This window comes from Mitsuaria sp. PDC51, from assembly GCF_900113225.1.
GTDB lineage: Bacteria > Pseudomonadota > Gammaproteobacteria > Burkholderiales > Burkholderiaceae_C > Roseateles.
In genome coordinates, this window is record NZ_FOZE01000003.1 from 360,064 (window position 1) to 371,693 (window position 11,630).

9 protein-coding genes are annotated in these 11,630 nt (G+C 69.5%); 3 read left to right on the plus strand and 6 right to left on the minus strand.

All coding sequences use genetic code 11. The features are described from left to right. Positions 1 to 32 precede the first annotated feature (32 nt). Together truB and typA are read left to right on the plus strand one after the other, a co-directional pair. The gene (truB, locus tag BM393_RS22070) at positions 33 to 992 is read left to right on the plus strand and encodes a tRNA pseudouridine(55) synthase TruB (protein ID WP_091732963.1); all 960 of its coding nucleotides are present in this window, start codon (positions 33 to 35) and stop codon (positions 990 to 992) included. Positions 993 to 1,079: 87 nt separating this feature from the next. Further along, positions 1,080 to 2,903 (plus strand): translational GTPase TypA, encoded by a 1,824-nt coding sequence (typA, locus tag BM393_RS22075; RefSeq protein ID WP_091732966.1) that lies wholly within the window; start codon positions 1,080 to 1,082, stop codon positions 2,901 to 2,903. A 244-nt stretch (positions 2,904 to 3,147) separates the two neighbouring features. Here the strand turns inward: typA and xdp1 are convergent, their stop codons facing one another. The 3 genes from xdp1 to BM393_RS22090 all read right to left on the minus strand — a co-directional run bounded on the left by xdp1 (position 3,148) and on the right by BM393_RS22090 (position 7,618). Continuing rightward, positions 3,148 to 3,981 (minus strand): exosortase-dependent surface protein XDP1, encoded by an 834-nt coding sequence (gene xdp1 / locus BM393_RS22080; protein ID WP_091732970.1) that lies wholly within the window; start codon positions 3,979 to 3,981, stop codon positions 3,148 to 3,150. A 190-nt stretch (positions 3,982 to 4,171) separates the two neighbouring features. Beyond that, the gene (gene prsT / locus BM393_RS22085) at positions 4,172 to 7,003 is read right to left on the minus strand and encodes an XrtA/PEP-CTERM system TPR-repeat protein PrsT (RefSeq protein ID WP_091732973.1); all 2,832 of its coding nucleotides are present in this window, start codon (positions 7,001 to 7,003) and stop codon (positions 4,172 to 4,174) included. A gap of 120 nt (positions 7,004 to 7,123) precedes the next feature. Continuing rightward, entirely contained in the window at positions 7,124 to 7,618 is a 495-nt protein-coding gene (locus BM393_RS22090) for a YajQ family cyclic di-GMP-binding protein (protein WP_091732977.1), read from the minus strand. 72 nt (positions 7,619 to 7,690) lie between these two features. Between BM393_RS22090 and murB the strand changes: the two genes are divergently transcribed. Further along, positions 7,691 to 8,761, plus strand: coding sequence for a UDP-N-acetylmuramate dehydrogenase (gene murB, locus BM393_RS22095; protein ID WP_091732981.1), 1,071 nt, complete (start codon positions 7,691 to 7,693; stop codon positions 8,759 to 8,761). Between the two features lie 31 nt (positions 8,762 to 8,792). Here the strand turns inward: murB and BM393_RS22100 are convergent, their stop codons facing one another. The 3 genes from BM393_RS22100 to BM393_RS22110 all read right to left on the minus strand — a co-directional run bounded on the left by BM393_RS22100 (position 8,793) and on the right by BM393_RS22110 (position 11,608). Continuing rightward, positions 8,793 to 9,080 (minus strand): hypothetical protein, encoded by a 288-nt coding sequence (locus tag BM393_RS22100; RefSeq protein ID WP_091732986.1) that lies wholly within the window; start codon positions 9,078 to 9,080, stop codon positions 8,793 to 8,795. Between the two features lie 177 nt (positions 9,081 to 9,257). Beyond that, the gene (locus BM393_RS22105; RefSeq protein ID WP_091732990.1) at positions 9,258 to 10,100 is read right to left on the minus strand and encodes a hypothetical protein; all 843 of its coding nucleotides are present in this window, start codon (positions 10,098 to 10,100) and stop codon (positions 9,258 to 9,260) included. Then, positions 10,097 to 11,608: an AAA family ATPase gene (locus BM393_RS22110; protein ID WP_091732993.1), complete on the minus strand. Its 1,512-nt coding sequence runs from the start codon at positions 11,606 to 11,608 to the stop codon at positions 10,097 to 10,099. Before BM393_RS22110 ends, BM393_RS22105 begins: the two co-directional genes overlap by 4 nt. Positions 11,609 to 11,630: the final 22 nt, after the last annotated feature.

Consider the following 11,630-nt stretch of genomic DNA (forward strand, 5'->3'; position numbering starts at 1 on the left):
AGACGACGCCCCGCGAGGGGCGCCGCACCGTGATGAGCGCAGTAGCCCCCCGCCCCAAGATCGTGAAGCGCGCCGTGCATGGCGTGCTGATGCTGGACAAGCCCCTCGGCCTGACCAGCAATGACGCATTGCAGAAGGTCAAGCGCCTGCTGCGCGCCGAGAAGGCCGGCCACACCGGCACGCTGGATCCGCTGGCGACCGGGCTGCTGCCGCTGACCTTCGGCGCGGCGACCAAGTTCAGCCAGGTCTCGCTGGAGGCCGACAAGGGTTACCGCGCGACGCTGCGGCTGGGCATCACCACGACCACCGGCGATGGCGAGGGCGGGATCCTCGAGCAGCGCGACGCCGTCGCGAAGGCGCTGGACCTGGACGCGATCCGCGCCGCCTGCGAGGCCTTCAAGGGCGCGATCTCGCAGCTGCCGCCGATGTATTCCGCGCTCAAGCACCAGGGCCGCGCGCTGTACGAGCTGGCCCGCGAGGGCGTGACCGTCGAGCGCCAGCCGCGCAACGTGACGATTCACGCGCTGGACATCGTCGACTGGCAGCCTGAGGAGCTGCTGCTCGTGATCGACGTGCGCTGCACCAAGGGCACCTACATCCGCACGCTGGGCGAGGACATCGGCGCGAAGCTGGGCTGTGGCGCCCACCTGGCCGGCCTGCGCCGCACCGCCAGCGGTCCGGTGTCGATCAGCCAGGCGGTGACGCTGGAGCAGCTCGAGGCGATGGACGACGCCGGCCGTCTCGCGCAGTTGACAGCCCCGGACAGCCTGCTGGGCGAATGGCCCGAGGTCGAGCTCAGCAACGACGAAGCCGGCCGCTTCCTGTCCGGCATGCGCCGGCGGGTGGCGCTCGGCGACCTGCCGCAGGTGCGGGTGTACGGCCAGATGCCGCGCGCCTTCCTGGGCAGCGCCCACGTGGCTGGCGGCGAGCTGATCGCCGACCGGCTGCTGAGCCCCACCGAGATCGCTTCCATGCTGATGCAGGCCGCCTGAGCCGGCATTGCCCGACAAGACCCGAGACATCCCCGAGTTCCCGACTTCCTCCAAATCCGAGAAAGCCCTCCAAGCGAAAGCCGCCCCATGAGCAAGCAAATCCGCAACATCGCCATCATCGCCCACGTCGACCATGGCAAGACCACCATGGTGGACCAGCTCCTTCGCCAGAGCGGCACCTTCGCCGAGCACGAGAAGGTCGTCGACACGGTGATGGACAACAACGCCATCGAACGCGAGCGCGGCATCACCATCCTGGCCAAGAACTGCGCGGTGAGCTGGAAGGGCACTCACATCAACATCGTGGACACCCCGGGGCACGCGGACTTCGGCGGTGAAGTGGAACGCGCGCTGTCGATGGTCGACGGCGTGGTGCTGCTGATCGACGCCCAGGAAGGCCCGATGCCGCAGACCCGCTTCGTGACCAAGAAGGCGCTGGCGCTGGGCCTCAAGCCCATCGTCGTCGTCAACAAGGTCGACAAGCCGGGCGCCAAGCCGGACGCCGTCATCAACGCCGCCTTCGACCTGTTCGACAAGCTCGGCGCCACCGACGAGCAGCTGGACTTCCCAGTCGTGTACGCCTCGGGCATCAACGGCTGGTCCTCGCTGGAAGAGGGCGAGCCCGGCGGCAAGTGGGGCGAGGACATGTCCGCGCTGTTCGACACCATCCTCAAGCATGTGCCGCCGCAGAGCGGCGACCCGGCCGCGCCGCTGCAGCTGCAGATCTCGGCGCTGGACTTCTCGACCTTCGTCGGCCGCATCGGCGTGGGCCGCATCAGCCAGGGCACGATCCGGCCGGCGATGGACGTGGTCGTGATGGAAGGCCCGGACGGCAAGGTCACCAAGGGCCGCATCAACCAGGTGCTGACCTTCCAGGGCCTGGACCGCGTGCAGGCCACCGAAGCCGGCCCCGGCGACATCGTGCTGATCAACGGCATCGAGGAAATCGGCATCGGCGTGACCGTCACCAGCCCGACCAATCCGGCGCCGCTGCCGATGCTCAAGGTCGACGAGCCGACGCTGACGATGAACTTCTGCGTCAACACCTCGCCGCTGGCCGGTCGTGAAGGCAAGTTCGTCACCAGCCGCCAGATCTGGGACCGCCTGCAGAAGGAACTGCAGCACAACGTCGCGCTGCGCGTGAAGGAAACCGACGAGGACGGCATCTTCGAGGTGTCGGGCCGCGGTGAACTGCACCTGACCATCCTGCTGGAGAACATGCGTCGCGAAGGCTACGAGCTGGCCGTGTCCAAGCCGCGCGTGGTCTTCCAGGAGATCAACGGCGAGAAGTGCGAGCCGATCGAGCTGGTCACCGCCGACGTCGAGGAAACCCACCAGGGCGGCGTGATGCAGGCCCTGGGCGAGCGCAAGGGCGAGCTGGTCAACATGGAGCCGGACGGCCGCGGCCGCGTCCGCCTCGAGTACCGCATCCCGGCCCGCGGCCTGATCGGTTTCTCGAACGAGTTCCTGAACCTGACCCGCGGTTCGGGCCTGATCTCCAACATCTTCGACGGCTACGAGCCGCACAAGGGCGAGATCGCCGGTCGCAAGAACGGCGTGCTGATCTCGATGGACGCGGGCGAGATCTTCACCTACGCCCTGGGCAAGCTGGACGATCGCGGCCGCATGTTCGTCAAGCCGAACGACCCGGTCTACGAAGGCATGATCGTCGGCATCCACAGCCGCGACAACGACCTGGTCGTCAATGCGACCCGCACCAAGCAGCTGACCAACTTCCGCGTCAGCGGCAAGGAAGACGCGATCAAGATCACGCCGCCGATCGAGCTGACGCTCGAGTACGGCGTTGAGTTCATCGAGGACGACGAGCTGGTCGAGATCACGCCGAAGTCGGTGCGGCTGCGCAAGCGCCATCTGTCGGAGAACGATCGCAAGCGGGCGTCGCGCGGCTGATTGCGCGGGGCGCAGGCGCCTGGGCTGCGGAGGTCCGGGCGTTGGCCGCCGATGCATGGGGCCCCGGCGGCAAGCGCCGGAACCCCACGCATCACCGTCCCCAACCACCGTCGTACTGCCACGGTTTTGCGACCGAGGTGTGCTGGGGAGATGAAACGCCTGATGCTTGCATCGGGCGTTTTTCGTTTCTCTGCGGGAAAAAGAAAGGCGACCCATCGGGTCGCCTTTCGCGGAGCAGGGAGGCTCAGCGTTGGGATTGCTTGCGGCGGCGCAGGCCGACCAGGCCGAGCAGGGCGACCGAGGCCAGTGCCAGCGAGGCCGGCTCCGGCACGTTGCCGCCGGTGCCGCCACCGCCGCCGGACTTGTTGCCGGAGACCGAGAACAGCTTGACGAAGTCATAGCCGGTGTAGCTCGTGCCGGTGCCGCGCGTCAGGCCGCTGGTGGAGCCGTCGGCGCCCGTGGGGGCACCGCCCAACTGCGAGTTGTAGGCGGTGATGATCCACCAGCTCGAGCTGACGTTGGTGTTGAGGTTGACCGTCGTGTTGGCGGCCTTGCCGACGTCCGCGTAGCTGTTGACCAGCGACCAGCCGTTGGCCGACTTCAGCGTCGCCGCCGTCTTGCCCGTAATCGTGTTGCCGACGTTCACGCCCGACGTCAGGCCGGTGTAGGCCAGCACGGTGATGTCGCTGTCGTACTGCCACCAGCCCAGCTTCACCTGGGTCAGGTTCACCGCGGCATCGAACTTCAGCAGGATCAGGTCCTGGTAGCCGTAGTTGTCCAGCGAGTGATTGGGCGACTGGCTGTCGCCGCTCGGGGCCACGACGCCGAAGCCGCTACCGCTGTAGTAGGCCAGCGTGCTCTGCGCGAAGCCGTTGGTGCTGGAGTACGCACCGCCGGAGGTGTTGATCGACGCCGAGTAGGCCGAATAGCTGACGTTGGGCGCCGCATCGCCGGTCTCGCTGCAGTTGGTCGTGCAGTTGCCGGCCGTCCAGGTGGAGAGCGCATGCGCGCTGAGCGGCAGCAGTGACGCCAGCGCCGCCGCGGCCAGCCCCATCAGGCGTTGTTGAACTTTTCGCATGGTTTCCCCTCGGTCTCCCCGACCCGGTCGGAGCGTCTGATTCGTTCGAGCTGCTATGAGCAAGCTCCGGGCCAAGGTGATGTTTCCCTTACGACACAAGCACTTGAGCGTGAAGATGTCGGTCCTTGAAGCGGGACTGTAAGTTTTTCTGACAAGCGCCGGCACCCCTCACCAGCGGGGCTCCGGCGGCTCAGCGCAGCGTCTGGCTCAAGGCCAGCGCTTCCTTGTGACTTTCGAACGCGGTGCTGCGCAGCGCGACATCGAGTTCCTCCTTCGCCTCCGCCTTCCGGCCGGCCTTGGCCAGGGCGGCGGCCAGGTGGTAGCGGATCTCCGGACTGTCGGGTTCGCGCAGGCGCGCGTCGCGCAGCAGTTGCAGCGCGCGGTCGCCGTTGCCGGCCAGGTGGTAGGCCCAGCCGGCGGTGTCGATGACCGCCACGTTGCGGGGATCGAGCCCCAGCGCCTTCTCGGCCGTCGCCGCGGCCGCGGCCGCCTCGCCTTGCCGGATCATCACGTTGGCCAGGTTGTTGAGCGTCTCGACCTCGTTCGGCCGGAGCTTCAGCGCCGTCTCGTAGCTGCGGCGCGCGGCGGGGAAGCTCCCGGCGCGCGCCTGCGCGTCGCCGAGCGCCTTCCAGGCCGCCAGGTCGGACGGGTGGGTCTTCAGCCAGCGCTCGGCCAGGTCCTGCGCCGCCTTGCCGCTGCCGTCCTGCCGTCCCAGCGCCCGCATCAGGGCGAGCAGGCTGCCGCTGGTGGGCTGCAGCTCGTGGGCCTTGCGCAGCGCGTCCAGCGCCTGGGCCGGCTGGCGCCGCGCCAGCGCGACGTCGGCCAGCAGCGTGTAGCCCAGCGCCAGTTGCGGACGCAGCTGGATCACCTGCCGGGCCTGCTTCTCCGCCAGGGTCGGGTTGCCCTGCTGCAGGGCCACCGTCGAGGACAGCGCCAGCGCGCCCACATGCTGGGGCGCGGTCTGCAGCGCCTTGTCCAGGCTGTAGGCGGCGCCCGCCGGATCGCGCGCATCCAGTTGCAGCGCGGCGATCTGCGCCAGCGGATCGGCACCGAAGCCGGAACGCCGCGCCGCGCTGGTCAGCGTCGCGCGGGCGCCGTTGGCGTCGCGGTTGGCGAGCTGCGCCTGCGCGTAGGCGATCAGCGTCTGCGGATCGTCCGGCGCCTTGCCGAGCAGGCGCTTGGCGGCCTCGAGCGCGGCGCCGGCCTGGTCCTGCTTGAGCAGCCAGGCGATCAGCGCCTGGTCAGCCCGCGTGTTGCGCGAGCTGCTGACGTCGGTCGCCTTGGTCAGCCAGCGCTGCACCTCGGCGGCCTGGCCCCGGGCCTCGCTGAGCAGCGCCATCTCGTAGAGCGCGTCGGCGTTCTTCTCGTCGGCCTTCAGCATCGCGGCCAGGCGCACCTGGGCCGCGTCGAACTTGCGCTCGGCGATGTCGATGCGCGTCAGGCCCAGTTGCGCCTCGGCCAGCTGCGGATCGAGCTGGAGGGCCTTCTGGTAGGCCTCGCGCGCGCCCGGCAGGTTGCCGGCCGAGCGGCGCGCCACGCCGAGCTGCACCCAGGTGGTCGGGTTGGCGGCCTCCTGCTTGACCAGCCGGTCCGCGATCGCGACGGCCTTGGCCGTCTGCCCGGCGCGCAGGTACAGCGACACCAGCGCCATGCCGGCGTAGGTCTGGCGCGGATCGCGCTGGAAGGCTTTCTCGAGCTCCCCGATCGCGTCGCCGGACTGGCCGCCGCGCAGCAGCGACAGGCCCAGCGCGGTGCGGAACTCCGGCGCGTCCTTGGCCTTGAGCGCCTCCTGCATCAGCGCGGTGGCACGGGCATGCCGGCCCTGCGCCATCTGCAGCGTGGCCATCATCACCAGCGCCTGGCCGTCGCCGGGATAGGCGCGCAGGTAGGCGTCCAGCACCTCCGCGGCGCGGTCCAGGTTGGGCTCCGCCACGTAGACCTGCGCCAGCAGCTTGGACAGCGGGCTGTTGGGCGTCTGGCGCTGGGCGTATTCCAGGTAGGGCTTGGCCTTCTCCATCTCGCCCAGGCCGAAATGCGCGAGCCCGTTGAGCATCAGCGCCTGCGGGCGGTAGCGGATGAATTCGATGGGCACCGGGTCCAGTTCCGCGGTGACGGCCTTGAGCGCGCTGCGGGCGCTGGCGGCGTCGCCGCGGCGCTCCGCGAGCACCGCGGTCAGGTAGAGCGCGCGCGGCTCGCTCGGCGCCAGCTTCAGCGCGGACTGCGCCTGCGCCAGCGCGTCCGCGTCGCGGCCCAGGTCGATCAGCAGGCCGGCGCGGGCCAGCTGCGCCTCCAGGTGGCGGGGGTCGGCGGCGATCGCGCGCTCGTACCCCTTGAGCGCCTCGTCCAGCCGGCCCTGCACGTGGGGCACGGTGGCCTTCTGGTACAGCGCCTCGCCGTTGGCCGGCGCCAGGCGCAGCGCCTGCTCCGCCGCGGCGTTGGCCAGGTCGAACTGCCGCGCGCGCAGGCGCAGGGGCACCTCGGCCAGCCAGGTGTCGGCGTTGTCGGGTGGGATGGCGCGGGCCAGGTCGATCTGCGCCTGCGCGCGCGAGGGCTCGCCGAGGTCCGAGGCCGCCGCGGCGCGCACCAGCAGCAGCGCCTTGCGGACCGGATCGGGCAGGCCCTCGGGCACCAGCGCCGGCAGCTTGAAGACCTCGGGCTGCTTGCCCTGGGCGACCAGCGCCTGGGCCAGCGGCACGGCGACCTCGGCGCGGTTGATGCCCAGCGAGAGGGCCTCGCTGAACTCGACCTCGGCGGCCGCGGCCTCGCTGCGCATCAGCAGCGCCTTGCCCAGCAGCACGTGGACGCTGAGCATGCGCGCGTCCTGCTGCAGCGCGTTCTTCAGCTGGATGACGGCGCCGTCGATGTCCTGGCGTTCGAAGCGCTTGAGCGCGTCCTCGTAGAAGCGCGCGGCCTTGACGCTGTCCGCCTGCGCCGATGCCGCGCACAGCGCCAGCAAGGCCGCCGCCGCGGGGCCGCGCCAGCGGGACCCGCCGGACCTGCCAGACCTGCCAACAGTGCTCATCTCGTCCCCCCCGATGTGTGGTCATGCGGCCGCGGCCTGGGGCCGTCGGTGCGCGGGAGCGGGCAGGGTGCCTGGTCGCGCTCCGGCGCGAGGCTCAGGCCGGGTCGAACCCGGCCCGGCTCATTTGCGGTAGTTGTCGAAGCTCAGCGGCAGGTCGGGCAGCGCCTTGCGCAGCGCGCCCTGCGCGGCCTGCAGGTCGTCGAGCGACTTGCCGGTGATGCGCACGATGTCGCCTTCGATCTGCGCCTGCACCTTGAGCTTGCTCTCCTTGATCGCGGCCACGACCTTCTTGGCCTCGGCGGCTTCCAGACCGTTCTTGATCTTGTAGACCTGCTTGACGCGGTCGCCGCCGAGCTTCTCGATCTTGTCCTGCTTGTCGACGAAACCGAGCACCACGCCCTGCTTGGTCAGCTTCGAATACAGCACCGCCTCGATCTGCTCGAGCTGGAACTCGGCGTCGCCGGTGGCGTGGACTTCTTTCTCCTTGTCCTTCCACTCGATGGCGGCGCTGGTGCCCTTGAAGTCGAAGCGGGTGGCGATCTCCTTGGCGCTGGCGTCCACGCTGTTGCGGACCTTCACCATGTCGGGTTCGAGGACGGTGTCAAAGCTGGGCATGTGCGTACATCTCTTTCAAAGGAGCGAAGGCCCGGATCGGGCCTTCGGGGGATATGGGCGAGAATTCTAGCCATGCAGTCTCCCGCCATCCCCCCCTCGACCGAGCGACGCGAGGGCGTCGTCATCGAGACCGACGTCAACCTCAAGCCCTACAACACCTTCGGCCTGCCGGCGACGGCGCGCCGGCTGGTGCGCATCCGCGAGGAACTGGATGTGCGCCGCGTCGTCGACCACCCCGAACTGGGCCGCGCGCCGAAGTTCGTGCTCGGCGGTGGCTCGAACCTGGTGCTGACGCGGGATGTCGACGCGGTGGTGCTGAAGATGGAGATCCCGGGCCTGCGCGTCGAGGAACGCGACGACTGCTGGATCGTCGAGGCCGGCGCCGGCGTGGCCTGGCATGAGGCGGTCGCGGGCTCGCTGGCGCTGGGCGTGCCGGGCCTGGAGAACCTCGCGCTGATTCCCGGCACCGTCGGCGCCGCGCCGGTCCAGAACATCGGCGCCTATGGCGTCGAGCTGAAGGATCGGCTCGAGAACGTGGACGTCGTGGACCTGACCACCGGCCGGCGGGTCACGCTGCCGGCCGAGGTGTGCCGCTTCGGCTACCGGGACAGCGTGTTCAAGCAGACCGGTTACGGTGGCCTGGCCGGCAAGAGCGTGATCACCAAGGTGCGGCTGCGCTGTCCCAAGCCGTGGCAACCGCAGCTGGGCTACCTGGACATCGAGCGCAAGATGGCCGAGACCGGCATCGCCGCGCCCGATGCCCGGCAGGTGTTCGACTGGATCTGCGAGATCCGTCGCGCCAAGCTGCCGGATCCGGCGCGCATCGGCAATGCGGGCAGTTTTTTCAAGAACCCGGTGGTGAGCGCGGAGCAGTGCCGCGACATCATCACGCGCGACCCGCACATCGTGCATTACCCGATGCCCGACGGCAGCTTCAAGCTGGCCGCCGGCTGGCTGATCGACGCCTGTGGGTGGAAGGGCAAGAGCGTCGGCGGCGCGGCGGTTTACGAGAAGCAGGCGCTGGTGCTGGTGAATCGCGGCGAGGCCCGCGGCGCCGAGGTCGTCACGCTGGCGCGGGCGATCCAGGAGAGTGTCTACGGCCGCTTCGGCATCCGGCTGGAGCCGGAGCCGGTGGTGGTCTGAGCCGGCCCGCCCCAGGGTCTCGAGGGCTTGCTCAGATCCAGTGGAATCCTTTCGCCATCAACGCCGCCACGCCGATGGCCACCGTGATGATGGCGCCGAACAGAAGGCGAAAGTCATGCGTGCGGATGGCCATGATCTCGGCGCGCATCTCCTTCCGGAATTCCCTGAACTCGGTCTTGAGTTCATTCATCTCGATCTGCAGTCGGTCCACGTTGGTCTCCAGTACAGCCACCTTGATTGGAAGGTTCGAATGCTGGGCCGAGGCGCCATGGCGGTCAATGACCTCGACATGAGGGGCGTGCTTGTGCGGGGTGGCCATGGGCGGCAGCTGGGCAAGGCCTGGCCCCTTTTTCCTGCTCGATGATGAACTGCGCATGAGAGGGCTCGCGACGGATCTGCTGGGACCTGCAAAGTTTGCGCCGCAAGATCAGCAGCCGCGAGTCGGAAGCCGGCCTCCCGAAGGGGGACGGCGCAACGCCCTTTCAGGGGGCGCCGGTCAAGTCTCCAGCAGCCCCCAGCTACGAAGGAAGTGCCGCGACATCGCAGCGAACGGCTGGTTGTCGTCGGCCTGGCGGCGCAGCTGCGCGAGCACCTTCGGCGCGCTTGGCGAGTCGTGATCCATTTCCTGGAACGCCAGCGCTGCGGTGTAGAGGAACTCGTAGCGCTGGTAGCGCAGGCGCAGCAGCTCGCTGCGATTGAGGCCCAGCACTTCCTCGGCCGCCTTCACCGCGGCCTTCGCCCTCGCGGAGCGGCCACGGGCGATGAGCCATACCTCTTGCGTCGCCTCGATCGCGTTCCAGGAGAACAGCCGCTCCGGATCGTCGAGGTAAGGATCGGGCAGATGCGCATGCTCGCCGGCGAAGAAGCGCTTCAGCGCGGCGTCTGTCGTGGACGCGGGATCGGGGCAGAAGCGCTCGGCAAGCGCCGCTGCCTTCGCCGCATCGGCCGGGCGCGTGGCCGGCATGCGTGGCGGCTTCAGCCGCGCGCCGGTGACCGGGAAGCGGTTGCCCTTGTGGACCTGGTTGCAGACCTGGCAGCTGAAGGTGTAGTTGTCGACGCAATACGCCAGCCACCAGTACGGGTCCTTGGGACGGAAGTGCTCGACGTCGCCGTGCGCGACGACCGCCGTGTCGGCCTCGCAGTAGGCGCATTTGCCAGCGGTCTCGCGCCGCAGCGTCGCCTTCGCGGCCGACCAGATCTGGCGTGACTTGGGCTTGAAGTCGACCCTGCGGCCGTCGTCGTAGAAATAGCCCTCGAGCCGGAGCAGCCGCTGCTGCAGCTTCGCGCCGGTGAAGGCGCCCAGGCTCGCGGCATCGCGTCGCCGCCGCAGGCGGATCACTTGGACCGCTCCACGCGCTTCACCGCGGCCTTGAGCTTGCCCGGCGACAGCGTCGGCGTGGACGCGGGCTTTGCCGCTGCGGTCGACGGCTTCGACGCCGGCGCCGCGGCCTTCGAGGCTTTCGCCGTCTGCGTCGCCCTGGCGACCTTTGTCGCCTTCGCCGTCGATGGCCGCGACTTCGCGGCCGGCTCCGGCGCCGCGGGCTTCGCGGACTGGGCCGCCTGCTTCGCGATGGTTGCCTTGAGTTCCTTCAGCAACGCCGCCTGCTGGCGCGCGTAACCGGGCACCGCGTCCCACTCCGGCGCGGCCCGCAGGACCTCCGTGCTGCGCTGCAATTGCGTGCGTTCGCGCGCGGTCAGGGCCTTGCCCTTGGCCGTCGACTTCGCCTGCAGCTTGCGGGCCGTGTCGCGCGCCTGCTCGACCACCACCGAATCCATCGACGCCAGGCCGAACATCGGGCTCATCAGCAGCTGGTGCACGCCCATCAGGCGCGGCTCGCCGACGAAGGGCACCAGCGTCGGCCGCTGCTTGGTCCCTTCGCGGCGGATGACGAAGAGCTCGCCCTCGCCACTCTGCTGCGCGGTCAGCGCCGAATGCGTCGTCGCGATGAACTGGAAATGCGGCAGCAGCGCCGACAGGAAGTCGACCAGCTGCCGGCGCCAGACCGGGTGCAGATGCAGGTCGAGTTCGTCGATCAGCAGCACGCCGCGCGTGGCGAGCGGGTCCTTGCGATCGGGGAAGGCCTCGGTGATGCGGTAGAGCAGGTCGCCGCACCAGGCGGCCATGTTCTGGTAGCCGTCGGACAGCTGGCTCAGGGGCACCTCGCCGTCGACGGTGTGGAACATCAGCTGGCCGGAGGCCTTGTCGATGCGCGAGAAGTTCATGCCCCGCATCAGCTGGTTGAGCGCCGCGCGGATCGGCGCCAGCGCGCCGGCGCCGCGCCGGTAGTCGAGGTCCATCGCCCAGCGCTGCAGCGAGACCAGCGAGGCGTCGGGCGAGAACATCGAGGCCAGCGCCCGCGCGCGCGGCGAGCGTGCGCTGTCGTCCAGCGGCGCGCTCAGGCGCTTGCCGCCTTCGGGCGGCCGGCGCGACACGCCATAACCCAGCACGAAATAGTTGCGGTCGGCATGCCGGATCGCCGCATCCAGCGCATCCAGCGTCCGCGCGTTGCGCTCGAAGATGTCGCGCAGGCCGTCGCCGCGGTGCAGTTCCAGCGCGATCTCGCGCGGCTCGCCCTTGGCGGTCACCAGCGTGCCGGCGATGCGGCATTGCCGCGTGCCGTTGCGGATCCAGGCATCGGCGTCGCCGAGCAGCTCCGGCAGGGCGTCGCTGCCCGCCAGCAGCAGGCCGATCGCGCGCAGCACCGTGCTCTTGCCGCAGCCGTTCTCGCCGAGCAACAGCGTCCAGCGCCGGTTCGTGCCGGGGGCTGCCTCCGGGCTGATGCCGAAGTCGATCGCCAGCGACTCCATCGAGCGCACATTGGTCAGCGCGATGCGGGACAGGTACATGGGACGGGGCTCTCCGTTGCGG

What these genes read in the sequence shown, in the direction of transcription:
- BM393_RS22100 (WP_091732986.1), bottom strand. Translation starts at nt 9,080, where the DNA reads ATGGCCACCCCGCACAAGCACGCCCCTCATGTCGAGGTCATTGACCGC.
- xdp1 (WP_091732970.1), bottom strand. Translation starts at nt 3,981, where the DNA reads ATGCGAAAAGTTCAACAACGCCTGATGGGGCTGGCCGCGGCGGCGCTG.
- murB (WP_091732981.1), top strand. Translation starts at nt 7,691, where the DNA reads ATGCAGTCTCCCGCCATCCCCCCCTCGACCGAGCGACGCGAGGGCGTC.
- BM393_RS22090 (WP_091732977.1), bottom strand. Translation starts at nt 7,618, where the DNA reads ATGCCCAGCTTTGACACCGTCCTCGAACCCGACATGGTGAAGGTCCGC.
- prsT (WP_091732973.1), bottom strand. Translation starts at nt 7,003, where the DNA reads ATGAGCACTGTTGGCAGGTCTGGCAGGTCCGGCGGGTCCCGCTGGCGC.
- typA (WP_091732966.1), top strand. Translation starts at nt 1,080, where the DNA reads ATGAGCAAGCAAATCCGCAACATCGCCATCATCGCCCACGTCGACCAT.
- BM393_RS22110 (WP_091732993.1), bottom strand. Translation starts at nt 11,608, where the DNA reads ATGTACCTGTCCCGCATCGCGCTGACCAATGTGCGCTCGATGGAGTCG.
- truB (WP_091732963.1), top strand. Translation starts at nt 33, where the DNA reads ATGAGCGCAGTAGCCCCCCGCCCCAAGATCGTGAAGCGCGCCGTGCAT.